Below are 25409 nucleotides of genomic sequence, written 5' to 3'. Positions count from 1 at the left end.
CCAAAGGAAATATCATGAAAGCGATGATCCTGCCGCTGTCGGCCCTGGCCGTCAGTGCGACTCTGGCCGGCTGCAGTCAAACCCAGCCAACGCAGGGGGCGGTCAAAGAGGAGCCGCGCCAGCCCAATATCGTGCTGCTGTTTGCCGATGACATGGGCTACGGCGACGTGGGCTATCAGGGCGACGACACCGGGGCGCTGACCCCGAATATCGACCGTCTGGCCGAGGGCGGTGCCGCCTTCTCAGCGGGCTATGTGACCGCCCACGTCTGCGGCCCCTCCCGCGCCGGCCTGATGACCGGGCGTTACCAGCAGCGCTTTGGCTACTACACCAACCTGGGCCGCAGTGACGATCTGGGCCTGCCGCTGGAGCTCAACACCATGGCCAACTGGCTGGCTGATGCCGGCTACCGCACCGGCATGGTGGGTAAGTGGCACGACGGTGATGCCAAGGCCTACTGGCCTCACAACCGAGGTTTCGAGCATTTCTTCGGTTTCAACAACGGTGCCAGCGACTACTGGATGGGGCCGATGAACCAGAAGCAGTATCTGGTCGAGCCCTTCGCGGTGATGCACCGCAACGACACCATAGTGGCGGATTTCCCCGAATACCTGACCGACAAGTTCGGTATGGAGGCGGTGGATTACATCCATGCCAACAAGGATGACCCCTTCTTCCTCTACGTCTCCTTCAACGCGCCCCACGAACCGCTGCAGACCCGGCCCGAGGATTGGGCCCGCTTCGCCCATATCGAGGACGACAAGCACCGCGCTGCGGTGGCCATGTCCTACAACATGGATGAGAACATCGGACATATCCTGGCCGCGCTGGAGGAGAACGGGCTGACAGAGGATACCCTGGTGATCTTCCTCTCCGACAACGGCGGCAAGAACTCCTCTAACGCGCCGCTGGCCGGCAAGAAGGGCACCTTCTGGGAAGGGGGGATCCGCATTCCCTACACAATGACCTGGCCCAACGGCTTTGCCGGAGGGCAGGTTCTGGCTGAGCCGGTCAATTCGCTGGATCTTCTCACTACGGTCATGGCCGCAGCGGGGATCGAGGCTGACGCGTCGGTCGCACTGGATGGGGACGATCTGCTGCCCTACCTGCGCGGTGAGCGGTCTCAGTTGGACGACCGTTACCTCTACTGGCTGGATCAGAGCAGCTACGCCATTCGCGACCGCGACTGGAAACTGCACAGCGATCGTCGTGGCGAGCGCTTCCTGTACCGGATCAGCAGCGACATCGGCGAGCAGCACAACCTGATCGAGCAAGAGCCCGAGCAGGCACAGCGGCTGCAGCAGGCGTTTGATGACTGGAACCGGGACAATGCCGAAATGATGTGGGGCCGCAAGGGCAAGCATTATCCCGAGCGGCGGAACGACTGAGCATTGGCCGGTATGCAAAAATCGCTGCGCAGCGGCGATTTTCCGCTACAATGCGCGGCAAACGTGATTTGAAATAAGGGTTGTCATGCGAATTTGTGGTGTTGAGCTCAAAGGCTCTGAAGCTGTCCTCTGTCTGCTGGACTACAAGGTGGAGAGTTTTTACCTGCCAGATTGCCGTCAGCGCTCCATTGTGTGTCAGGCCAACGAAACCGTGGATGGCATGCGCCAGTTCCACTTTGCCTTCCATAAGCTGATGGCGGATTATCAGGTGGATGAAGTGGTGATCATCCAGCGTGCCCAAAAGGGCAAGTTTGCCGGCGGTGCCGTGGGCTTCAAGATGGAAGCGGCCATCCAGTTGGGTGACGTGCCGGTGAACTTGATCTCTCACACCGAGATCAAGGCCCAGATGAAACGTAATCCTCCCATGGCCGATTTTGCCGACATGGGCCTGAAGAAGTTCCAGGAGCCGGCCTTCAACGCCGCTTATGCCGAGCATAACAACAAGCTCTTCGGTCAGCCTGAGTAAGGCCAGACGGGAAGAATAAGCCGGGCAGATGCCCGGCTTTGTTGTTTGGGCACGACGGCGACCCTAGCTCAGGAAAAGTGGCAAATACCGAGCATCACTCGATGGGACTCGGGCTCGACCTCTTCGCTCAGGGCGAATGGCAGGCTACCCCCAAAATGGGGTAAAGCGCCGCTCGAGTGGCAGTGTGGCGTGATGGTATAGGCGCTGCTGGTTGAGACTACCCCTTTGGCTCTGGTCGCTGCTGGCCAGGATCATCCGGTTATGCCAGGCGTAGCTGGCTTCCAGCTCCTGCCCCTGGCTTCGCTCGAACCAGCGGTCATCGCGATATAGGGTATTTTCGGCCTGTGAGTGCACCAAGGGGCTCCGGGTGTATTTTAGCGAGGTTGCAAGTTGAGCGTGTATTGGCTGCCATCATCGTGGTGGCTGGCGCCCTGCCATTGACTGCCGGTGTCCAATGTTCCCAGCGGCAGAGCATAAGGCGTGCGATAACTCACCGCCTGGTCGACACGGCCTAGGCCGCGGGCACTGTCGTCCTTACCTTGGACGTGCAATACCTGGGTACCAAACCCCATGCGGTTGTCGACCATAAAGGAAAGCTCGGAATAGAGTCCCCACTGTTTGCCGACGCGCACCCACCTCCAGCCGGCTTTCCAGGGTGAAGGTTCCCCTAGGCGCTGCTTCAGGCTCCCGTTGATGTGGGAATTATTGCCCTTGATGTCCAAGCCGTTGGCGCCATGCAGTAACTCAAAGTTCAAGTAGCCCTCATGGAGATCGAGGGTTTCACAGCTGAGCTCGGTAGCGACAGAACAAGCAGCCAGTCGAAGAGGTGCATGCGAAACAAGCTCACCTTGTTGCTTCTATAGGTTTTTGTGGCATGAAAGTATGAGCAAAAGGCACGGTCAGTGGGGTGGTTAGGTCGCTGCTCACTGAGCAGTCGTTACCGTCAGTTACCAAGAAAGAGACAGGAGGCTGAGTACAGCGTGGTTTGGTTATGCAGTCTAGGCTGCTTTTTTGACCGCTTGTGCCTATGTTGAGGGGAGGTTTCGTTATGGGATCTATCAATCATGACCGCCGAGTTGATCACTGTTCCCCCGTTTATCGCCTTTACCTTGGCGATCCTCTTGTTGTTTATCGGTAAACATTTGACGACTCGCTCTGAGTTGCTGCGGCGCTACTCCATTCCTGAGCCGGTGATCGGCGGCTTTGTCTGCGCGGCGACGGTCGCCGTCCTGTATTACGGCTTTGGCCGCCAAGTGGAGTTTGAACTGCAGGTCAGGGATATCTTGCTGCTCTATTTCTTTGCGGGTATTGGCCTCAAATCGGACATCAAATCCCTGCTCAACGGCGGTAAGCCCCTGTTTATTTTGCTGGGGCTGGCATCGGCTTTCATCGTGATCCAAAACGCCATGGCGATGGGGGTCGCCGGCGCGTTTGGGCTGGATCCCAAAGCGGGCCTGATGTCCGGCTCCATCAGCCTGACCGGCGGGGTGGGTACCACGATTGCCTGGGCACCGCGTTTTGTTTCTGAACTTGGCATCGCCAATGCCATGGAGCTGGGGATCGCCTCCAACACCATGGGCCTTATCGCCGCGTGCGTGATCGGCGGGCCGATCGCTCGCTATCTGATCCAACGTCATAACATCGTACCCTCGGATGACCATGATCTCGATATCGGTGTCAGTCATGGCGATGATGAGCAGGGCCAGCTGAGCTACTATGGCTTTCTCTGGGCCTGGCTCTGGCTCAATATCACCCTGATGCTGGGTTATGGCCTGAATGAGGCGTTGGAAGAGGCGGGGGTCAATCTACCCACCTTTGTCAGCTGCCTGATGGCGGGGATCGTGATCAGCAATGTCGCCCGGGCGCTGAAGAAGACCCCGGGCCGTTGGCAGGCGCAAGGGCAGATGGGGCTGGCGCTGATCTCCGATGTCTGCTTGGGCATGTTTCTGACCATGGCGCTGATGGGGTTAAAGCTGTGGGAGCTGGAGGGCCTGCTGGGTTATATCTCGGTGGCGGTGGGGTTGCAGATCATCCTGTCGATCCTGTTCACCATTTTGCTGGTGTATCGCTTTATGGGCCGAAACTACGATGCAGTGGTGATCAGCGCCGGTTTCGGCGGCATAACCTTGGGCTCAACCGCCACGGCCATCGTCAATATGACCGCGGTGGCGCGCCAGTACGGTGCCAGCCACCAAGCCTTTATTATCGTGCCTCTGGTGTGTGGCTTCTTCATCGATATTGTCAATGCCATCGTCATTGGTTTCTTTGTCGGGCTTTAAATGAAACCGAGCTCAATGCCGATCCGGTTTTGCTTGAGCTGAAAAGGGGGGGCGGATAGCATGACCCCTTCGTTTTGATACTGTCCCGAAGCTTTTTATGTCCATCAAGCTCAAACTCGCCATCGCGGCCCTGACCACCCTGTTCCTGTTCCTGCTGCGCCTGGAAGGGATGGACTTTTTCGTGGTGCTGATCTGTGGAAGCCTGAGTCTCTATTATCTGGCGATGAGCGGTATGGCGATCTTTGATCGTCAGTGGCTGGCGATACCGTTTCGTCAGCCTGGGGCAAGTGATCGGGTGGCGATCTGGGGGCTGCTCCTTATGGCAATGGCGGGTGCCAGCGTTGCGGGATGGAGCAGTGAAGCCCTGTTGGGCGACATGGGATTGACCCAGGGGGAGCGGATCGCAAGGGGCAGTGCGATGGCGCTGATCCTCAGTTTTACCCTGAGTCGGTTTGCCATCGCGCTGCGCCTGCTGAGGATCCTCTGGTTACAGCGCAGCCGTATGCCACGATAATTATGCGTGGGTATGGCTCAGGCCGGGGTTAAGCGTCACTTGATGCTCCTGCTCGTGGCTGTCACGCCAGGCCAGGCTAATGGGGATCAAATCCTCCTCTTCCAGTTCCTCCTCCAGGGGCAGATCGACGGACTGAAATTGCTCCAGCTGTTCCAGAGGGAAGTGCTCACTCAGCTGTTGCCAGCTAAGCAGGCGTTGATTTTCGGGGAGTTCCAGTCGAAGGTCCTGAAGCGCGTCTGTTCCACTGTTCCAGATCTTCAGGCGTCTCTTCCCATCGCCATCGTCGATGTAACGAGCGGCGACCTGGGCGTGATGGGCAGTAAATCGTTTGGCCGTCGGGGCCGTTAGACTGATCTCATCACTTTGAGCCTGGACCCCAAAGGAACGAGCCATTTTCGGTGTGCGTGGGCGTTTCGCCAGCAGTAGGTGTATTCTGAGTGTGGCATATATGCTCAGTGCCAGGGTCAACAGCAGTATCAGATCCCGCCAATCCATCATACGTAACCTCTAAGGGGCTGCCTGCCCCAAAACATCATGCAGAAAACAGGGCACTGTAATGGTGCCTGGGTTACGTGCTCGTCCCTGAGTCGCCGCCTTGCGACCTAAGCGTCCCATAAATCAAATCGGGATACAACTCACCTAAAAGGGGGTCAAAACGATAGTTTTTACCCTTTTGATTAACCACTTAGTCATCTTTTGATTGGTCCAGCAGCTTTCCAAGGTCTTTGGCCCAACTGCGAAACATTCGTCCAAATTCGAGGTTGTTGGTGGCTCGGTTAACCCGTTGCAAATGACCCAGCTCCCAGCCTTCCTGCCAGTCGTTGATCTGTGCCAGCAGGGTGAGTTGCTGGCTGTCATAGAGGCCAAACTCGATGCTCATCTCACCTACCCGATCGACGTATTGCCGTTCAATGCGGGTGGCATTGATATCTGGGGCCCTGATATCGAGATCGTAAACCCTGGGTTGTATCAGCAGCACGTCTTCCCCCTTGGTGTGGGCGTCCACCAGGTTAAAGCCGTCCGCTTCCAACTGCTTAAGAAGATTCTTGTTGCAGACTGAAATCATATTGCTGAGTTGCTCCTGCACATCCTCTTCTCGCAGGCGTCGCTCATTGAGACCGCGAAAATTTTGATCTCGCATCCAATTTTTACGAAAGCTCACTTCGCAGGGGGCCAGGGCGATGCGCTGGTATGGCAATAGAACATCGCCGTTTCGCATCAGTAGGGAGTCAAAGTCACTCTTCTCCACCAGGGTAAGCTCGGTGGCGAGCGCCAGGGGAGACAGGAATGCCATCAGGCTGACAAAGAAAACAGGGTTGCGCATGGGACCTCCGCTTGTGCGAGGAAGAGTATTACTGTGGTCATTGTGGAAATTAGAGCACATTCGGTGCTTTAAGTTGCCCGTTGAGTCACTCCATTCAGTTTGGGATCAGCTTGGTAAAAACAGCAAGCCCTTGACGATCTTTGCATATGCTTTCACTGCCTTAGGATGGGGCTCTCAATTTACTGATGGTGGGTCGAATAGAATGGCGGCTTTAATCGAACTCAAACGGAAACAAGACGTCATGAAAGGATGTTTGGCCCGCAATCTGACGATTGCTGTTTTGGCGACCCTGGCTTGTACACCGGCCCTGGCTGAGCGTCAATGGCTGGCGGGTGACCACCATGCGCACACCCACTGGAGCGTGAAGTGGGACAAGAGCACGGATCCCTGGAGCCCGATCAAGGGGGGCGACAGCCTGCACACCTACACAGGCAATGCCCAGATGGCCGAGAAGTTTGGCCTAAGCTGGCTGGTCAATACCGATCATGGCGGCCCCTACCACTCCCATCTGCTCGACACTAAGGGTTATCCTGAGCTGCTCAAGGCCCGCCAGGCGGTGCCCTCGGTGCATCAGTTCTTTGGTATCGAACTGGACGTGCCTGCTGGCGAGCACGCCACCGTGATGGTGCCCATCAACGAGCATGAGCGCGAGGTGCTGGTGCAGTTCCAGCGCGACTACAGCATTCGCGAATACCGTCACCTGACCCGTCAGCGCAACACGGTAGAGCACCTGCAGGCGGGGATCCGCTTCCTTGGCGAACAGGAAGAGAAGGGGCTGATCATCAAGAATCACCCCAGCCGACAGGCCACCGGTCTGGGGGAATGGGGGCGGGTGACCCCGGAAAACCTAGCCACCTGGCACCAGACCGATCCGGACGTCTTTGTCGGCATGGTGGCAGCGCCGGGTCATCAGGGCGGCGGTGACAACCGTGGCAGCTACTACAAGCACCCGAGCATGAACGGCTTCGATCAGATGACCGCCGTGGTCGGTGGTCCTTGGGATCATATGCTCGGTAGCGGCCTGAAATTCTGGATCAGCGCCGGCTCCGACAGCCATATTCACGTTAGCGACGGTGGCCGCGACTTCTGGCCCGGCGAATACACCAAGACCTATGTCTACGCCCGTAACGAGCCGGCAGACATCATGGATGCCCTGCGTCATGGCCGCAGTTTCATGGTGTTTGGCGATCTGATCAATGGCCTGGATCTGTCCCTGAGTGGCGCACAGAAAGAAGCGGCCAGCCTGGGGCAAACCCTGGCGGTGTCGGACGAGGAGATCCTGACGCTGTCGATGAGCATCAGCCTGCCCGAAGGCCCGAACTTTAACGGTGATCGCCCCGAGCTTCAGCGTATCGATGTGATCACCGGGGCGGTGAGTGGAGAGGCGGTGAGTGAGGCGGATCGCAATGTCACGACCAAGGTGGTGCAGCGCCTGACACCGAAGGATTGGACTGTCGAAGACAACCGCATCGAGCTGAGCCTCGAATTGCCGCGTGAGCATGTCAATGGTTACGTCCGTTTGCGCGGTACCAGCGGGAAGTTCCTGGAGCCGCAGATCAATGAGCAGCCGCTGGATCCCTGGCAGGATCTCTGGTTCTACAGCAACCCGGTGTTCTGGCAGGCGAAGTGATCCGACTATAGCCAGATGGCGTGAGCGGTTCTGAGCAGACAATTACGACGCCCCCAACCTGGTTGGGGGCGTCGTTTTTTTAGGCAAACACAGGAGGGTGTTCCAGACCTTCCTCGATTATTTGCCTTTCGGCTCAGGTGCCAACGGAACGTGCACAGAACAATGAACCCGAGAGCATGATTTTGTTACACTCTGCTCACAGTTTTAGCTGATTGAATTGAAAGGAATATCAGATGTCTCAGCTCACCCAGACGCTCAAGGCGATTGACGCCCTGCACGCCCAGGACCCCAAACAGCGTGACGGCGAACCCGCCGAGCTGCTCTACGCCAAACGGATGACCGCCTGGCTGGAACGACTGAAGCCGGACGCCTCCCCGGAGTTGCAGATCGCGGTACGCAGCCAGCACCTGTGTCGCTGGTCGATCCCCCGCAGTGACTACCCCTTGGGGCGCCCAGGCTATCTGAAATGGCGCACCGAGCTGGCGAAGCTGCACGCCGACAAGGCGGTGGCGGTGATGGCGGAGCAGGGGTTTGATGACGCGGCATGTGAGCAGACAGCCCGGATCATTCGAAAGCAGGGCATTAAGCGTGATGCAGACGTACAAGCCCTGGAGGATTGCGCCTGCCTGGTGTTTATTCAGTATGACTTTTTGCCCTTTGCCGCCAAGCATGAGGAGGCAAAGGTGATCGATATCGTGCAGAAAACCTGGGCTAAGATGTCGACACAGGCTCAGCAGGTTGCACTGACGTTGAGCCTGCCTTCAGAGGCCCAGGCTTTGATCGGTAAGGCCTTGGCGTAAGGCTGGGGGACAAAAACGGCGTCGCGGACGGGGCTTGGACCCTAACGGAGCGGTGATGGGCAAGCGCACGAAGTGTGAAAACAGTGGTGCCGGTGATCTGCAAGGCAGTACCCGGCTGACCGTCGAGGCAATTGTCGCGGTGACGGAGATGGTTGGCTCCCTGCATCACACCATCGCCACCCTGGGGCTGGATCGCCGCAAGGTCCCGCGCAAGCGTCCCCGGGGGCTCAGCCGTCTGGTGTATCGCTCTATTGAAACCACGACACAGTGGTGGGGGAAAGCCCTGGATCCCCCTTTGGCGACGTTGGGGCAGCGCCTCGATGCCCAGGCGCGCTCACCCCAGCGTGAACGCCTGGTGGCCATCTTGAATGGGGTGCTGGGCGATCATCTGGAGGCGAGCGGCAATCCGCTGGCCATTGAGATGCAGTTTCGTCAGGACGGCCGCGCTGTGTCACTGCCAGCGTTAGCCGAGCCGTTGAGGGCGACCCAGGGCCGTGTGCTGCTGATGATCCACGGTCTTTGCATGAACGATCACCTGTGGCAGCAGGAGGCGCACAACCATGGCCTGGCCCTGGCCGAGGCGCTCGATATGACGCCGCTCTTTCTCTACTACAACACGGGACGTCATATTTCCGATAATGGCCAGCAGCTGTCACACATGCTGCAGCAGTTGTCTGAGCAGGCCGGGTTGCCCCTGCAGCTGCATATCATCGGCCACAGCATGGGGGGACTGGTGGCTCGCAGTGCCGTGTATTACGCCACACAGATGGAACATGGCTGGCGGAGACAACTGGGTAAGATGGCCTTTTTGGGGACGCCACATCACGGTGCCTTACTGGAAAAAGGCGGTAACTGGGTGGAGGCGCTCCTGCCCCTGAGCCCCTATTCGGCGCCCTTTGCCCGGTTGACCCGGTTGCGCAGCCGCGGGATCACCGATCTGCGTCACGGTCATATCACCGAGCATGACTGGGGCGGTCGTTCCCGTTTTGCCCTTGGGCAAGACAGACGGATCCCAGTGCCGCTGCCGGAAGGCGTGGATTGCTACGGGATTGCGGCGGTGCGATCCCCCCGTGAGGGCTACCGGGCGGAGCAGCTTGTGGGGGATGGACTCGTAACCCTGCACAGCGCCTTGGGTCGGCATTCCGTGGCGCAATACCACCTGAGCCTGCCTGAATCTCACTGCTGGGTTGTGCGGCCTGTGGGGCACAATGAACTGCTGCGTCATGACGGGGTATATCAGCAGCTGCTCCAGTGGTTCTCGGCCTGATCTTTTCGCGCTGTGTAACCTTGAGCCAGGGGGAGGGTTCCATTAGATTGACCGCTATCTTTTAACGGTCAGTTAAGCGGTTATGCCCTATCTTTTTTTCCTGTTTTTGTCACTCTCTGCCTGGGCGAATGCCGGCGAGTCCCTCTATGTGGGCACCAGCCTTAAGGGCAACTCTCAAGGGATCTATGCCGTGGATCTTGACCCCTCGACTGGCCAGCTAGGTGCCCCCCGCCTGGTGGCGCGGCAGCCGCACTTTGGCCAGTTGGCGATTCACGATAACGGCTCCTTGCTGTACAGCGGGGGCAAAGCCGCCCGGCCGGGCGACAGCGCCAGGCTGTCGTCCTACCGGATCGTGCCGAAGGAAGGACTGTTGGCTCTCAACTCGCTCGAAGTCGTAGGCAGTGGTCCGGCCGATCTGACGCTGAGTCCGGATGGACGTTTCCTGCTGACGGCGGACTTTGTCTCCGGCCTGGTGCAAAGCTATCGGCTGAACGACGATGGGGCGCTGGGAGAGCGGGTGGCCCGGTTTACCCTGCCGGGCAATGCCAAGGGCGAGTCCCGGGCTCATGCGGTGCGCTTTATTGCTGGGACCGACATCCTGATGGTGCCCGATACGCGAAATAACCGGCTGCAGTTACTGGAGTTTGATCCCCAAGGTGGTCATATCGAGCCGCTAGCTCAGCTGTCTTCTGATGCTTTCGATGGCCCGCGCCATGTGATCAGCGATGCCGATGGTCGTTTTGTCTATGTGTTCAATCAGATGGGCTCCTCGGTGGTGGTCTTTTACCATGATGGCCAAGGAAACCTGAGTGAGCGTCAGGTGATCGCTACCCTGCCCGAGGAGTATAAGGGGGTTAACCATGGCGCGGAGATCCGGTTGCACCCGTCCGGTCGCTTCCTCTATGCCTCCAACCGGGGACACGACAGCATCGCCGTCTTCGCCGTGGCCGAGGATGGCTTGCTCAGCCGGGTACAGATCACGCCATCCGGTGGGGAGCGCCCCTGGAGCTTTGCCATCTCCCCCGATGGCCGATACCTGGTGAGCAGCAACAACCGCAGCGAGAACCTGCAAAGCTATGCCATTGCGTCGGACAGCGGTCGACTGAGCCAGGTGGGCACCTCCGTGTCGTCGCCCGAGCCCCTGTCCCTGCAGTTTGTGCCCTAAGAGCAGTGTTGTGTTGCTGAGGGCGAACGATTTCTTTTACCCAAAGGGTTAATTTATTTCGCCAACAAAGTGCCATCGCGTGATTGCTCAGGAGGCGCTTTGTGCCGATCCTATTCCTCGAACGACGGGCCGGTGTGCATGACTGCATACCGGCCCTTGTTGTCCTTGGACCGACTTGCTTGCCATGGGCATTCGAAGCGTGTTCACGCCTTTTGTTTTGGGGAAGCTATGTGATGAAAATTGGGATCCTGTCCGGTGATGCCACCCTGTACTCCACCCGTCGATTGATCGAAGCGGCAACGCAGCGCGGCCACCAGGTTGAGGTGGTCGATGCCCTGCACTGCTATATGAACATCAACGCCAGCCAACCGTCGATCCATCATCGGGGTGAGGAGCTCACCGGCTTTGAGGCGATGATCCCGCGGATCGGGGCCGACACCACCTTTTACGGCTGCGCCGTGCTGCGCCAGTTTGAGATGATGGGGGTGTATGCGGTCAACGGATCCGGAGCGATCCTGCAGGCCCGGGACAAGCTGTGTTCACTGCAATTGCTGTCGCGCAAGGGGGTGGGGATGCCGATCACCGGCTTTGCCAGCAAGCCCGATGACATCAAGGATCTGCTGGACATGGTGGGTGGCGCCCCTGTGGTGATCAAACTGCTGGAGGGCACCCAGGGGATCGGCGTGGTGCTGGCGGAGACCCGCAAGGCGGCGGAGAGTGTGATCGAGGCGTTTTTCGGCCTCAAGGCCAACATCATGGTGCAGGAGTACATCAAGGAGGCCGGCGGTGCCGATCTGCGCTGTTTTGTCATTGGTGATAAGGTGATCGCCGCGATGAAGCGCCAGGCGCCGGAGGGGGAGTTTCGCTCCAACCTGCACCGGGGCGGCTCCGCCAGCCTGGTGAAGATCACCCCGCAGGAGCGCAAGACCGCTGTCACCGCCGCCAAGGCGATGGGGCTCAAGGTGGCCGGGGTGGATCTGCTGCGCTCCGATCGCGGCCCGCTGGTGATGGAGGTCAACTCCTCACCGGGACTGGAGGGGATCGAAGCGGCCACCGGCAAGGACGTGGCGGGCCTGATCATCGAGTACGTCGTGCAGCAGGCGGCGCGACCTTTGCGCAACGCCGGGGCAATTAGCACAAACTGACCACACAGGGAGAGCATCACGTGTGCCGATTCATTGTTTATCAAGGGGCTCAGATCCCCATGGCCCCACTGCTGTTTGAAGCGGAAAACGGCCTGATCGCCCAAAGCAAATTTGCCCAGAAGCGCAAGGTGCCGATCAACGCCGACGGCTTTGGTCTGGGCTGGTACACGGAACACGGTGATCCCGAGCCGGCCACCTTCGTTAATGTCGATCCGGCCTGGAGCAACCAGAACCTCAAAATGATCGCCCGCAAGGTGCCCTCTCGTCACTTCTTCGCCCACGTCCGGGATGCCTCGGCGGGGATGCCGGTGAGTCAGGCCAATTGCCACCCCTTCACCTATGGTCGCTACCTGTGGATGCACAACGGCCGACTCGACCAGTTTGACAAGATCCGCCGGCCCCTGCTGGCGGGCTTGTCGGACCGGGCCTTCGCCCTGATCAAGGGCAATACCGACTCGGAGCACGCCTTTGCCCTGTTCCTGGATCTGCTGGGTTTTAAGGCATCCTGCAGCGCGGCGGAGCTGGAAGCCGCCCTGCTGGCGACCCTGGAGCGGATCATGCAGTTGCGCCAGGCGCACGGGGCGCACACCAATGCCTTTATCAACTTTGCCCTGTCCGATGGCGAACACGTCCTGGCCACCCGTTTCAATACGGATCAGCGGATCCGTCCGGCGTCGCTGTTCATCGCCCAGGATGTGGTGCTGGAGCAGGGCGACACCCTTCGCCTGCATCCTGCCCATGGGGACGATGCCGGCGCTCTGTTGATCTGCTCCGAGCCGCTGACCCGGCAGCCGGCGATCTGGACCAAGGTGGAGCGCAACCACCTGGTGCGACGCATCGGCCCGGGACAGCTGGAGCAGGTGCCGATTGCGCTGCCTCCTCAAGCACGGCTGTAGCGAGGATGACCCTTCCTGTTCGTGAGCCCTGGCCGATCATGTAAGCGAAGTTTTGCCGTATGGAGCTCTCTAATCCGCCTGAACCTCGATCCGGTTGAGCCCGGGGGGCTTGATGAAAATTTTCGGCCCTGACCACAAGGTTTTTTTGTTTTCCTAACGGCAACTCTGAGCCCAGAATGGGTTGGCAAGCTCGCTGAGTATTTAAGAGATGAAAACGATCCCGAATGAATGGCTGGAGCCATCTGGCAAGAAACCACGCCGCATGAAAATGGACGACTATGAACCTCGTCGTAAGGATAAACATCCGAGAGGGCATCGTCGTGACAAACACCGTTCTGATGAGGAGCGTTTTGACTTTTAATATTCAGATCCATCAGTTTTATTTCGGGCTTGTGTGATAGCCGTTTGAATTGAACCTCCTAGCAATTAAAGCCTTGCTCATTCGAGCAAGGCTTTTTGCTGTTTGCTCTGAGGATATGGATGCTTGTACCCGTGCCGCAGGGCTGCTGGCGCGGTGTCGACAAGGCGTGTGGCGGCCCCGGCTTTGATGAGGCTGGGAGCGCGTGCGGAGACATGGATCTTTGGAATGCCCTTGCTCCGGCTGCAGGGGCGACTCGAGAGTAGGGAGCAGTGCCCCTCTCCCCTAAAAGAGAGGGCCCCGCTTGTGCACAAACCGGGGACCCGAACCGATTACCTAACCCCTTGTTGGGCTGCCTCCAGATCCTCCTCTTGGCGTCGCTGGCGTTGATACAGCAGCATCAGGGCGCCAAACAGCAGCAGGAACACCAGCAGACCGAGTAGCAGCACGTTATGGGTGGTGGGGCTGAGTCCAGCATTCTGTTTTTTCTGTTCCTCGACCTGCGCGGCGGATTGCGCTGGCTCTGATGTTGAGTTGGAGAGGGATGGAGCAGCAGAGCCTTCAGGTAAGTTGAGGTTTGCCGCCAATAAGGCCTCCTCTGGCAGCGCTGTCCCTTCTCCGGCTTGTGTCTCCTCACCCAGGGAGGCGACGTCGCCTTCGGCACCGTCATTACCACTGTCTCTGCCAGAGCCAGAGCCAGAGCCAGAGCCAGAGCCAGAGCCAGAGCCAGAGCCAGAGCCAGTCGTGTTAGCCCGATCACCAGTTGGATCGCTGCTGCCGGGACTGGCATCGTCAGGAGTTGTGCCAGAGCTGTGACTTTCGGGGCTGGTTCCTGGATCCGAGCCTGGATTCGTGCCGCCCGGGCCAGTGCCTGGGTTAGTGCCTGGGTTAGTGTCGCCTGGGCTAGTTTGTCCGGGGCTGCCGCCGCCCGGGCCAGTGTCTGGAGCAGTGCCGCCTGGGCTGCTGCCCCCCGGGCTGCCTGGATTGCTGCCGCCAGGGCTGGTGCCGGGGCTGGTTCCTGTCTCCGAGCCTGGGCTGGTTCCTGCCTCCGAGCCTGGGCTGGTTCCTGTCTCCGAGCCTGGACTGGTTCCTGTCTCCGAGCCTGGGCTGGTTCCTGTCTCCGAGCCTGGGCTGGTTCCCGGGCTGGTGCCGCCTGGGCTGGTGCCGCCGGGGCTGGTGCCGCCGGGGCTGGTGCCGCCGGGGCTGGTGCCACCGGGGCTGGTGCCACCGGGGCTGGTGCCGCCTGGGGGGGTGCCGCCAGGACTCGTCTCTGGACTGGTGCTGCCTGGGCTGGTTCCTGTCTCCGAGCCTGGACTGATTCCCGTCTCCGAGCCTGGACTGATTCCTGTCTCCGAGCCTGGACTGGTGCCGCCGGGGCTGGTGCCGGGGCTGGTGCTGCCCGGACTGGTTCCACCTGGACTGGTGCCACCGATGAAGGGAGGAGTGGGGATGGCGTTGGCCAGATCGCTTAGGCGACCACCAGCACTATTGCCCAATGCGTTGAATGCACCGGCCAGGGTCGCCACCAGTAGACCACCGATCACCGCATATTCGACTTGAGTCAGACCACGTTGGGTTCGTTTGAGAATTTTCATTATTTTTGCCGACTGGAGAATGGCGACGTCCGTGTCGGTGTTGTGGGTAAGTCTAGATGGTGCCGGCTCTTGTGAGGAATGAGGAAATCTAACAATTGTAAATACTTCGGGGGGGACGATGACGTTCCAGAATGTTTAAGTCCTGTTGTCGTCGGATGAGCCTCATTAATCCGCCCATGGTGAAATCTCGCTCACCGCTGACAGCGTTGTGGGGTAAGGTCAAGGCAATTGTGATTTTGCGAGTTGTGTCACCCTTTGGGGAGATCTCGTATGGGTAATGTTGGACCACAGCAATGGATGCACGAAGGAAGTAACTATGAAAATTGTCATTGTCGGTGGTGGGGCTGGCGGTCTGGGCTTGGCGACCCGATTGGGGAAAAAATTGGGGCGTACCGGGAAGGCCGAGATCCTGCTCTTGGATCGAAACCATACCCATATCTGGAAGCCTTTGTTGCATGAAGTGGCATCCGGTTCTTTGGATGCGGAAGTGGATTCGGTCAGCTATCGAGCCCATGGGCACAAAAACGGTTTCCAGTTTCAGGTTGCCGACGTAACCGGGATTGATCGAGACAGGCGGGTGGTGAAGATCGCGCCCTTTCTCGATGACGAGGGTACCGAGTTTTTGCCAGAGCGAGAAGAGTCCTATGACTACCTGGTGATGGCCATTGGTGGCCAAACCAACGATTTTGGTGTCGAGGGTGTGGCCGACAGTTGCATTATGTTGGATAGCCCTGATCAGGCGCGGCGTTTTCAACATCGCCTGGTCAGCCACTTCCTGAAGGTGAATCGGGTCCTGGCGCAGGGACAGAACGGACAGACCCTGCACGTGGCCATTGTTGGCGGTGGTGCGACGGGTGTTGAGCTGTCGGCAGAGTTGTTCAAGGCGCGGCAGTGGTTTTCCACTTATGGTTTGACCCATCTTGAGCCAGACCATCTTAAGGTGTCACTGATTGAGGCGGGTCCCCGCCTGTTACCGGCTCTGACTCCCAAGATCTCTCAGGGTGCCAAGGAGGAGTTGGAAAAGCTGGGGGTGGAGGTTCATACCGAGACCCAGGTGGCCAGGGCGACATCCGAAGGGCTGCAAACATCCGATGGCAGTCGTTTCGACTGTGATCTGATGGTGTGGGCGGCAGGCGTCAAGGCCCCGGAGTTTCTAACCCGACTGGATGGGCTCGAGACGAACCGGGCCAATCAGTTGCTGGTCGAGCCGACGTTACAAGTCAAAGGGGACTCGAGAGTCTTTGCCCTGGGGGATTGTGCGGGCTTTCAGTTGCCGGACAAGGACGGGCGTCAGTGCTGGGTACCGCCCAGAGCACAGAGTGCCCACCAGATGGCGACGACCGTTGGCACGAACCTGATTAACCTGGCACGTAACAAGCCACTTAAGCCCTTTGTCTACAAGGACTATGGTTCGCTGGTCTCTTTGAGTAACTACACCGCATTCGGCAAGCTGATGGGGGGGATCGGTAGTGGCAGTCTCAATGTGGAGGGACGGATCGCTCGTCTGGCGTATATCTCCCTGTATCGAAAGCACCAGATCGCGATTCATGGTGCGTTTCGAGCTGGCCTGATCGCGTTGTCAGATGGGATCAACCAGTTGCTCCGGCCCAAAATGAAGTTGCACTGATAAGCCTGTGTGAGGCTGGCCGAACACCATAGCAATTGTGGGATAAGCCAGCCAGTTGGGGCTTTGATTCATCAGGCCGCCTGGACGACGATAAGTCGGGCGGCGTCGTTCCTTCTTTCCCATTCCCCTTCCTCTATTCAGAAGAGGATGAGGCCGGTCCCCGGCCCGTTACAGACACCTGTCAAAATGCCGAGATTGATCTGACTCGGGTGTCCATTCACGCTGCCTTCAATCCATTTTTAGTCGAGGGGGGGTTACTGGATTGACGCTTCATCGAGGGAGTCGGTATGAGAAAGGGTGTTTTGCTGATGGTCTGTGGGTTGATGGCTGGGATGGGGGAAGCAGAGGGGGCTGAGTCTGGGCAGCACAGACCAGACAGGGAGCCTCACGGCTCCCTGTCTGGTTTATCGACCCTGCCGGGCGCGGTTCAGTCGATCTGACGCAGGCGCAGGTGGTAAACCAGCAGAGGGTTCCACTCATCGCCCTCAAGCTCTGAACTCAGCGTCAGCGGGTAGCTGCCTGGCTTGTCGACGCTGAAGGTGCCCGCGTCGATGACGGCGGTGCCGCTGATCATCTCGCGGACCAAGGCACCGACAACCCGTACCCGCTTGCGCTCGCCGGCGAAGTCGATGTTGAAGGCGGTGCGGTAGCGCTGGGGCAGGGAGCCGGTGACTTCCACCACCCAGGAGCCTGCACTGGGGATCTCGACATTCCAGCTGATTTTATCGTCGGCATGGGTCCAGGGGCCCAGGGCGCGGATCCCAAGATCGCCATCGATGGAGAGCAGCGCCAGGCTGTCGCCGTCCAGATGGGCCAAGTCCGCCGAGTAGTCCAGCACCGCCATCAGGTTGGCGTTCACGGCTTCGTTAAAGCGGATGGCGTCGGCGGGGATCGCCACAGAATAAGCCTGAAAGTGGCTGACATCCGCCAGATCCAACTGGGCCGGATCGATCACCGGATGGCCATCCTCGTCCACGGTGACGGCGATCTTGCCCTTGCCCAGCCAGCGGGTTTGCTGCAGCTTGGCTTTGTCTTCGACCAACATGGATTGGATCGGCAGGGCGCGGGTTGGCTGACCCAGGAAGGTGGCGTACACCGTGTTGCCATCCTTGCTGCGGGTGAAGCGAATATCTTCATCGCTGTAATCCACCATGTCCCAACGGATCTGCGCATCGCCGGCGATGGCACCGCGGAAACGGCGTTGGAACGGGCCTTCCCCATAATCATGCCAAGGGCGGGTCTCGTAGATGGCTTCGCCGTACACGCCCAGCCAGTCGCCGATATGCTCGAGGATGGCCACTTGATCGGCCGGGATGGTGCCCTCCTTATCCGGTGCCACGCTCAACAGGAAGCTGCCGTTCTTGCTGACCACATCGATCAGGGAGTGGTGCAGGTATTCTGCCGGGAACAGCTTCTTACGTCGCTCCTCGGTGTTGTAGTACCACATGTTGCGACCCACGGACTCGTCGTTGAGGAAGGCCACCTCTTGCAATTCGCCCGGACGGGTGCGCTCGGTGTCGTGCATGCCGGTGGGGATCTGGGCGCCGTGCTTGTGGATGAAGGCGACATCCACGTTATTCTCTATGCCCCAGTTGTAGTAGTAACTGCTGAGGTTCTTCAGATCCTGGGTTTCAAACTCGGTAAACAGGCCATGATCGAAGTAGAGTCCATCGGGGCCGTACTTGTCGATCACCTCGGTGATCAGGTTGAAGTGGCGGTCGAGGAATACCCGGGTCGGTTTGTCGGTGGCGAGGTGCGGCTCGTTGTAGAGTGCGGCGTACTGGGGATCGGCGCCATCATACTTGTAACTTTCCAGGTAGCTGTGGGTCCAGGCCGACAGGGCGTGAAAGGAGGCAAAAAACGGCATCTCGTGCTTGCGGAATGCTTGGGCCAGCTCGCCGGCCACATCCACTTTCGGGCCGTTATTGGCGACGTTAATGGGGAAGCCTTCGCTGGCGAACATGGGGAAGTTGTCCTGGTGGACGATGATGGTGCCGCCAAAGCGGGCACCGGCGCGGTGGAACAGATCCACCCAAGCCTCGGCGTCAAACTTCTCACCCTTGAATTCGTCGACCAGATCCTTGTAGCCAAACTCGGCCGGATCCCCATAGGTCTGCTTGTGGTAGTTGTAGACTGCGGTGCCCGGCTTATACATGTTGGAGTGATAGTGGCCACCCGCGGGCAGCCCCTTGGCGGAGGTAAAGGTTTGCGGACCCCAGTGATGGTAGATCCCGAACTTGGCGTCCCGCATCCACTGGGGCGGGGCGCTGACCTGGGACAGGGAGTCCCAGTTGGGTTCAAATTTTTCCACACCGGACTCAAACAGGGAGTTGCTCCAGGCCGGGAAGGTACAGAGTGCGGCGGTGAATGTTGCGATGAGTTTTATTTTCATTGTCTCGAACGGCTCAAGGGTGCGGTATTCTTCAAGGTTCCCAAGTATCGTGTAAATCGCGAAAATACACGCTTGCCGTTCGGTCATCGCTTCCTCTCTTTGAGAAATAAACAGAACGGTTGGATAACAGGAAAAATACCCATATATGGGAAATGGTCAGTATCAAGATACTGATAGTTAAAAACGTAAACTCGGGTAAAGTAATAACGTTTATCGTCATTCTGTGATGCAGTCGAAAAACCCGACTCAGAGGCTAATGCCATTTTTCCAGAGCATCACCCGCAATGATTTCACCTTAGCAACTCAATAGAGCCTCAGTAGGCCAAGCCTGATCACCAACACTTGAGGTGCTCGCCATATTACCCCCTTTGTAACCCTCTTGTGTGCCAATATGCCTATCTCACAACTTTGATCATCAACACTGCCTAGGCGCTATTTTTTTAGCTAACAAGTGGTACCGTAAAACATTTAGTGATAGTCAGAAAGATTGAAATTCAGCGATGCGCATTGAACGGGAAAGAAAAAGAATAATGAGTGAAGGATTGAACACAGCTTCTCGGTTGGCGCTGGCCATATTCTGTGCCGTCTCGGCACCTGTGATGGCGCAGTCGATCACACTGCAACCCGTGGCGTCGGTGTCCCCGCGGGTGGCCGATCTTGTGGCGCAGATGACCCTTGAGGAGAAGGTGGCCTACATCGGCGGCGAGAACCGTTTTGGCATCGAGGCGGTGCCCCGTCTGGGTCTGCGTGAGTTGACCTACGGCGATGCCTCCCTGGGCTTGCGTCAGCATCAGGATTCGACCCACTTTCCCGCCACCATCGGCCTGGCGGCGTCGATGAATGCCGAGTTAGCGTATCAATACGGCCGCGCCGTGGGCGAGGAAGCGCGCCACTGGGGCGTCGATTACGTGCTGGGACCGGGTGTGAATCTGTACCGGGTGCATCAGAATGGCCGCAACTTCGAGTACCTGGGGGCCGATCCTTTCCTGGCAGGCGATCTGGCCGCCGAATACATCCTCGGGCTGCAATCCACCGGCACCGGGGCGTCACTCAAGCATTACGCCGCCAACAACAGCGACTGGAACCGCACCTTCAGTGACTCCATCATGTCGGAGCGTACCTTGCGCGAGATCTACCTGACGCCGTTCCGTATCGCCGTGGAGAAGGCCGATCCCCTGTCGATGATGACCGCCTACAACATGGTCAATGGCACTTACACGGGTCAAAGCCATTTCCTGATCGATCAGATCGCCCGGGGTGACTGGGGCTATAACGGCTACTTCACCTCCGACTGGCTCTCCCTCTATGACACGGCCCAGGCGTTCAATTCCGGGCTGGATCAGGAGTCCCCGCGAGGCCAGTATTTCAGCCTGGAGGCGCTTGAGCCTCTGTTTGAAGATGGCACCATTGAGCACGCCGAACTGGATGCCAAGGTGTCGCGGATCATGACCGCCGCCATGCGTGCCGGCATGTACGATCGCGAATTGAAAGCCGATCAAGATCAGTGGCCCGCCAATCACCCCGACGTGGCATTGGATATCGCCCGCGAGAGCATAGTGCTGCTGAAAAACGACGATGCATTGCTGCCCCTGGCGGCGGACACCTCCATGACCATCGCCCTGCTGGGCACCAATGTGCATCGCACCGCCGCCAGTGGCGGCGGCGCGGCGGGTTATGGCAAGAAGCGCTATGCCAACGAGTCCCTGGCCGAGGCACTGCAGGCCCAGTTCCCCAAGGCAACCTTTGTCGGCGTACACCAGGTGGCCTATCAGAACGACAAGGGGCAGCCCAGCTTGACGCCTGAGCAAGCCAAGGCGCTGGCGGCCCAGGCCGATCTGGTGATCGTTGGCACCGGCAGTGATTTTCGCCTGGAGCGGGAGGGGCGGGATCAACCCTTCGCCCTGCCCAAGGCCCAGTACCAGATGATCGATGCGGCATTGGCGGGCAATGAGCAAGTGGTGGTGATCAACGTCTCCGGCACCGGCTTTGATATGGCGCCCTTTGCCGATCGCGTCCCGGCCATCGTCCAGGCCTTCTTCCCCGGCGAGCATGGCAGCCCGGCCATTGCCGAGGTACTGGCGGGGGTGACCAACCCCTCCGCCAAGTTGCCCTTTACCCTGGGCCGCACTGCCGAGGATCACCACTGGTATGGCCGCTATCTGCCCCAGGGCGCCGAGCTCTATCAGAAACCGCGCTTTACCAACAAGGACGCCGAGGAGTGGGAGCTCTACTACGGTGAGGGCATTTTGCTGGACTACCGCTGGTTCGACACCAAGCAGATCGAGCCGCTGTTCGCCTTTGGCCATGGCCTCTCCTACACCGAGTTTGCCTTCTCCGATCTGCAGGTGACTCCGGTGGGCGAGGACGTTGAGCTCAAGCTCACCGTCACCAACACGGGCAAGCGTCAAGGCGCGGAGGTGGTGCAGGTGTACATCCAGGAGATGGCCCCGACCGAGGTGCGTCCGGCCAAGGAGCTGAAGGCCTACGCCAAGGTGGCGCTGGCAGCGGGGCAGTCCGAGCGTATCAGCCTGACGCTATCCCGCAGCGATTTTGCCTTCTGGAGCAAGGTGCGCGGCCAGTGGCATGTCACGCCGGGCGAGTTCACTCTCCATGTGGGCAACTCTTCGCGCAATATCACACAGAGTCAGTCAATCACCCTGAACTAAGCCCGCTCACGGGTAAGTGGATACAGATAAGGGAGTCGTTTGACTTCCTTTGGTTACCATCCTCACTTAAAAAATGGCACCCACTGGGTGCCACTCAGTTTGGTAATAAGCTCAATGAGGCGGCGAGATGGTGCAACATCAGAGGGACCTTGTTCCTCGCATTGTTTACGTTCGAAACTTACCCTTAGTGAGGGCATTCGGGTTTATTCGCAGTCTTACGTTTGCTGACCGAAAATAGCTTGTTGGACGATCTTGAGCTGTGCTTTGATTCAAGTCCTTTGACATGTGTGTTTGGGTTGCAAGTTGCCAATGATAAAGGAGTAGCTCGAATTGCGTTCATGCCTTGGGTGGCTATTTGTGTCGTCGATGTAACCTGGTGGTTCTGATAAACGAGAGAATAATAATGAAAAGAGCGTTACTTTCACTGGTGGTCTTGGGGGGCTTTGGGGCGGCACACGCGGCACAGCGACCCAATATCGTATTCGTATTTAATGATGATCATACCCGCCAGGCCATCGGCGCGTACAACGACCGTTTTGAGATGCTGGATCCCACCCCGAATATCGACCGTATGGCCCAGCAGGGGATGCGCTTCGACCGCTGTTACGTCGGCAACTCCATCAGTGCCCCGAGCCGGGCGACGGTGCTGACCGGCAAGCACAGTCATAAGAATGGCAAGTTCAATAACCAAAAAGACAATGTATTTGATCAGGATCAGCAGACCTTTCCCAAGCTGTTGCAGCAGGGGGGGTACCGGACGGCACTGATCGGCAAGACCCACCTGGGTCATGGCTGGCAGGGGTTTGATCACCTCGACTACTTTCCCAGCGGCGGGGATTACTACAACCCCATCTTCCACGGACACGACAAGAAGCGCACCAAGGTGGAAGGCTATGTCACGGATCTGATCATGGCGCGGGGGATCGACTGGATGGAATCCCAGCGCAACTCGGATCAGCCCTTTATGCTGGCCCTGTGGAACAAGGCGCCGCACCGCGAGTTCCTGCCGGCGATCCGCCATGCCGACAAATGGCACGATATCGAGCTGCCCCAGCCCTCAACCCTGTATGACGATTATGAAAACCGTCCCGCAGCAGCGATGCAGACCATGCACATCGATACCAACCTGGGGTTTTGGTATGACCTCAAGGTGCTGGATATGCCCGAGTTGGAGGATGGCACCTGGATGGGCGGCACCCGCTGGCATCAACGCATGACCCCGGCCCAGCGCAGTGCCTGGGACGCCAAGCGCAAACCCATGGACGACGCCTTCCTGGCCAAGAAACTGTCCGGCAACGCGCTGTTCGAGTGGAAGTATCAGCGCTATGTGAAGGATTACCTGCGCACCAGTTATGCCATCGATGAGAGTATCGGTGAGTTGATGGACTACCTGGAGCGAAGCGGCCTGGCGGAGAATACCATTATTGTGTACTCCTCGGATCAGGGCTTCTTCCTCGGTGAGCACGGTTGGTACGACAAGCGTTTCATGTATGAGGAGAGCTACTCGACGCCACTGATCGTGCGCTGGCCCGGCACCATTGCGGCCGGCTCGGTCAATGCCGATCTGGTACAAAACATCGACTTCGCGCCCACCTTCCTCGACTTGGCCGGGGTTGAGGTACCGGACGACATGCAGGGCCGCAGCCTGGTGCCTCTGTTCAAGGGGGATACCCCGGCAAATTGGCGCAAGAGCCTCTACTACCACTATGTGGACGAGGCCCACGGGGTACGGCCCCATGAGGGAGTGAGCACCGATCAGTTCAAGCTGATCCGCTTCTACGGTGAGGATTTCGAGGGCGGTGAATTCTGGGAGTTTTACGACAATAAGCAGGATCCGGAAGAGATCAACAACGCCATCGATAATCCGGAGTACAAGCAGGAGATCGCACGCTTGAAGGAGGAGTTGGCGAAGCTTCGCAAGCAATACGACGTGCCGGACGGTTGGCCGGCGCTGTAGGCTAAGTCAATCATCAGACTCAATACCGGTCAGCAACGCTGATCGGTATTTTTCGTTTTAGCGGCCAGCCCTTAGAAAGAACGTTGCCTGTTGAGCCTTTGAATGGGAACAATCCTGCCGGGATGGCGGGATGAAACGGCGAGCCGACGCATGATCCAGACCCTGGATCAGGAGACTTATCGAGCTTCTCCGATGAGGAGCCTAAACGGCAACTCACGGTCATCAAGGTGACACCAGATCCATACTAAACAACATAACGCTACTCGAAGTTTTCACCGGGCCGTGTGTCGCACTTGGTCCCTGGACACCGAGCTAAACGAGTCAGGTCGTTTACCGAGGTGAACAATGACGACCAAGCAGCCATGTGAAACCGACACGACGGAGTGCAAACAGGAAGGACTCAAGCCTGCGGACAAGAGAGAAACCTCTATATTGGGTGCAGACACCGTCATTGTAATTGCGTGGCGTTATCAAAATAATGACAAATGATAATTTTATGTGCTCATTCCGCCTGCCTATACTTGCCGCATCAAAATTAATGCCGCAGCGCGGTTGGAGAGCAGTTATGAAAATGAATCACATTGGCATCATGGTGGGCAACATGGACAAGGCGGTGGAGTTTTACACCAAGGCCCTGGGGCTGACGGTGGTCATGAACAACACTCCGGTCGTCGAGGAGCGGGAAACGGCCATCGGTCGGATGTGCATTGCGGTATTTGGTGAGGGGTTCAAGGGCTTTAACATTGCCCACCTGCTGACCAAAGATGGCATTGGCGTCGAGCTGTTCGAGATGAAAGATCGCGAGGAGCGCCACGAGGTGAACTTCAACCGCATCGGCATCTTCCACTTCTGCCTGCAGACCGATGACTTTGAAGGGGTGATCGAGCGCACCGAGAAGTTCGGCGGCAAGGTTCGCATGGACATCATGCGCTACCACCCGGAAGACGACAGCAAGCCCGCTAAGATGGTCTACCTGGAAGACCCCTTCGGCAACCTGTTTGAGCTTTACTCCCACACCTACGCCGAGACCTACGCCTCCGAATACGAGTAAGCCCAGATCCCAGCCCGCCGACCTTTGTCAGCGGGCTTTCTTGGGCTGTGTTCTAGTTAACGGTTGCTTTGAATCAACCTCAGGGGTTCATAGACTTAGCCACCAGCATCCTTGTCGCGTTGGCGACGGTCATCTCTGCGAGTAAGAGCAAGGGGACTCGTCCCGGCTGCGCGCCCCGCTCTGACTCCCCGTTTGCCTCGCCAAATCTGCATTGGGGGCGATGCCAGACACGGATCCCTGCTGTTTTTCAGATTCTTGAGTTTTCGCATTGCGAACACACATAGTGCACGCATCGTCCTCGAAGTCGGCGAAGATACGGGGTGGGGCACGATGTTTGTCTTTTCTTCCCGCCAACCTGAAGTTTCAACAGCTAATTAGGACACAGCCCTTTCTTGTGTTGGTGGCACAATCCCCTAGACGCCTAAGTTCTTCCTTTGGCAGTGCGCTCTGTGATGCCCGATCACAAACTGTATGTCAGAGGTTATTTCGAAGAGACCCCATACCCATACTTGGGGGCTGTGTGGTAAGGGGGATGATGGGGAGCTTTGGCTCTTTGGCCGACTTCGAGTTGCCCGTTGACCTTGCTGGTCACAAAGTCGAAGGCAGGGAGTGCCTGAGTCGCCCGTCGGATCAGGGATGGTGAGTTGAGCGTGGGCTTCGGCAGGCCACAACGAAAACGAGGAAACAGCACAGATGGAGGTTAAGGGGGCGGGGGAGAACCCCCGCTCACTTCAATGAGCTAAGCTGGCGTCGCCAGTGTGACAAGAGGTTAGGGGTTAACGATGAAGGAGCCCGTCGCAGGGATCCTTCTATACGAAAATCCCGCATA

Annotated in this window: 21 protein-coding genes; 15 read left to right on the top strand and 6 right to left on the bottom strand. The window is 58.3% G+C overall.

The annotated features are described in order from the left end of the window. Positions 1 to 14 precede the first annotated feature (14 nt). Entirely contained in the window at positions 15 to 1388 is a 1374-nt protein-coding gene (locus AC2D8U_RS02495) for a sulfatase-like hydrolase/transferase (RefSeq protein WP_484617459.1), read from the top strand. Positions 1389 to 1473: 85 nt separating this feature from the next. Continuing rightward, positions 1474 to 1914: a DUF3010 family protein gene (locus AC2D8U_RS02490; protein WP_484617458.1), complete on the top strand. Its 441-nt coding sequence runs from the start codon at positions 1474 to 1476 to the stop codon at positions 1912 to 1914. A gap of 144 nt (positions 1915 to 2058) precedes the next feature. Here AC2D8U_RS02490 and AC2D8U_RS02485 read toward each other — a convergent pair whose 3' ends face one another. Beyond that, entirely contained in the window at positions 2059 to 2268 is a 210-nt protein-coding gene (locus tag AC2D8U_RS02485) for a hypothetical protein (protein WP_484617457.1), read from the bottom strand. A 20-nt stretch (positions 2269 to 2288) separates the two neighbouring features. Next, positions 2289 to 2669, bottom strand: a complete 381-nt coding sequence (locus AC2D8U_RS02480; protein WP_484617456.1) for a hypothetical protein — start codon at positions 2667 to 2669, stop codon at positions 2289 to 2291. Between the two features lie 309 nt (positions 2670 to 2978). On the opposite strand from AC2D8U_RS02480, the gene gltS reads away from it, so the two are divergent. Further along, complete coding sequence (gltS, locus tag AC2D8U_RS02475) at positions 2979 to 4193, top strand: sodium/glutamate symporter (RefSeq protein WP_484617455.1); 1215 nt, start codon at positions 2979 to 2981, stop codon at positions 4191 to 4193. 97 nt (positions 4194 to 4290) lie between these two features. Then, on the top strand, positions 4291 to 4707 hold the full coding sequence (locus AC2D8U_RS02470; RefSeq protein WP_484617454.1) for a hypothetical protein: 417 nt from the start codon (positions 4291 to 4293) through the stop codon (positions 4705 to 4707). On the opposite strand, the gene AC2D8U_RS02465 is transcribed toward AC2D8U_RS02470, so the two are convergent. Further along, complete coding sequence (locus AC2D8U_RS02465) at positions 4708 to 5205, bottom strand: hypothetical protein (RefSeq protein WP_484617453.1); 498 nt, start codon at positions 5203 to 5205, stop codon at positions 4708 to 4710. It lies immediately after the preceding gene. A 187-nt stretch (positions 5206 to 5392) separates the two neighbouring features. Next, positions 5393 to 6031: a hypothetical protein gene (locus tag AC2D8U_RS02460; protein ID WP_484617452.1), complete on the bottom strand. Its 639-nt coding sequence runs from the start codon at positions 6029 to 6031 to the stop codon at positions 5393 to 5395. A gap of 241 nt (positions 6032 to 6272) precedes the next feature. Here AC2D8U_RS02460 and AC2D8U_RS02455 point away from each other — a divergent pair, with 241 nt between their 5' ends. The 6 genes from AC2D8U_RS02455 (at position 6273) to AC2D8U_RS02430 (ending at position 12934) form a co-directional block, all read left to right on the top strand. Then, complete coding sequence (locus tag AC2D8U_RS02455; RefSeq protein WP_484617451.1) at positions 6273 to 7661, top strand: CehA/McbA family metallohydrolase domain-containing protein; 1389 nt, start codon at positions 6273 to 6275, stop codon at positions 7659 to 7661. Positions 7662 to 7894: 233 nt separating this feature from the next. Beyond that, positions 7895 to 8461: a DUF4202 domain-containing protein gene (locus AC2D8U_RS02450; RefSeq protein ID WP_484617450.1), complete on the top strand. Its 567-nt coding sequence runs from the start codon at positions 7895 to 7897 to the stop codon at positions 8459 to 8461. A 55-nt stretch (positions 8462 to 8516) separates the two neighbouring features. Beyond that, positions 8517 to 9728, top strand: a complete 1212-nt coding sequence (locus AC2D8U_RS02445; protein WP_484617449.1) for a DUF7379 domain-containing protein — start codon at positions 8517 to 8519, stop codon at positions 9726 to 9728. Positions 9729 to 9810: 82 nt separating this feature from the next. Continuing rightward, entirely contained in the window at positions 9811 to 10893 is a 1083-nt protein-coding gene (locus AC2D8U_RS02440; protein WP_484617448.1) for a lactonase family protein, read from the top strand. Between the two features lie 233 nt (positions 10894 to 11126). Continuing rightward, on the top strand, positions 11127 to 12038 hold the full coding sequence (rimK, locus tag AC2D8U_RS02435) for a 30S ribosomal protein S6--L-glutamate ligase (RefSeq protein ID WP_484617447.1): 912 nt from the start codon (positions 11127 to 11129) through the stop codon (positions 12036 to 12038). Positions 12039 to 12058: 20 nt separating this feature from the next. Next, positions 12059 to 12934, top strand: a complete 876-nt coding sequence (locus tag AC2D8U_RS02430; protein WP_484617446.1) for a class II glutamine amidotransferase — start codon at positions 12059 to 12061, stop codon at positions 12932 to 12934. Between the two features lie 690 nt (positions 12935 to 13624). Here the strand turns inward: AC2D8U_RS02430 and AC2D8U_RS02425 are convergent. Further along, complete coding sequence (locus AC2D8U_RS02425) at positions 13625 to 14887, bottom strand: hypothetical protein (RefSeq protein ID WP_484617445.1); 1263 nt, start codon at positions 14885 to 14887, stop codon at positions 13625 to 13627. A 316-nt stretch (positions 14888 to 15203) separates the two neighbouring features. Between AC2D8U_RS02425 and AC2D8U_RS02420 the strand changes: the two genes are divergently transcribed. Both AC2D8U_RS02420 and AC2D8U_RS02415 read left to right on the top strand, forming a co-directional pair. After that, the gene (locus tag AC2D8U_RS02420) at positions 15204 to 16514 is read left to right on the top strand and encodes an NAD(P)/FAD-dependent oxidoreductase (RefSeq protein ID WP_484617444.1); all 1311 of its coding nucleotides are present in this window, start codon (positions 15204 to 15206) and stop codon (positions 16512 to 16514) included. Positions 16515 to 16801: 287 nt separating this feature from the next. After that, complete coding sequence (locus AC2D8U_RS02415) at positions 16802 to 16954, top strand: hypothetical protein (protein ID WP_484617443.1); 153 nt, start codon at positions 16802 to 16804, stop codon at positions 16952 to 16954. Here AC2D8U_RS02415 and AC2D8U_RS02410 read toward each other — a convergent pair. Next, a complete protein-coding gene (locus AC2D8U_RS02410; RefSeq protein WP_484617442.1) occupies positions 16942 to 18906 on the bottom strand; it encodes an alpha-L-fucosidase in 1965 nt (654 codons plus the stop codon). The genes AC2D8U_RS02415 and AC2D8U_RS02410 overlap by 13 nt on opposite strands. 530 nt (positions 18907 to 19436) lie before the next feature. On the opposite strand from AC2D8U_RS02410, the gene AC2D8U_RS02405 reads away from it, so the two are divergent. The 3 genes from AC2D8U_RS02405 to AC2D8U_RS02395 all read left to right on the top strand — a co-directional run bounded on the left by AC2D8U_RS02405 (position 19437) and on the right by AC2D8U_RS02395 (position 24580). After that, positions 19437 to 21572 carry a beta-glucosidase gene (locus tag AC2D8U_RS02405; protein ID WP_484617441.1) on the top strand — a complete coding sequence of 712 codons (2136 nt, stop codon included), beginning with the start codon at positions 19437 to 19439 and terminating at the stop codon, positions 21570 to 21572. A gap of 403 nt (positions 21573 to 21975) precedes the next feature. Further along, positions 21976 to 23529, top strand: a complete 1554-nt coding sequence (locus AC2D8U_RS02400) for a sulfatase family protein (protein ID WP_484617440.1) — start codon at positions 21976 to 21978, stop codon at positions 23527 to 23529. Positions 23530 to 24094: 565 nt separating this feature from the next. Next, complete coding sequence (locus tag AC2D8U_RS02395) at positions 24095 to 24580, top strand: VOC family protein (protein ID WP_484617439.1); 486 nt, start codon at positions 24095 to 24097, stop codon at positions 24578 to 24580. Positions 24581 to 25409 lie beyond the last annotated feature (829 nt).

It is taken from the genome of Ferrimonas sp. YIN67 (assembly GCF_057219095.1).
Note: the sequence above shows the minus strand (reverse complement) of the source record. Positions and strands in the feature narration are given on the sequence as shown.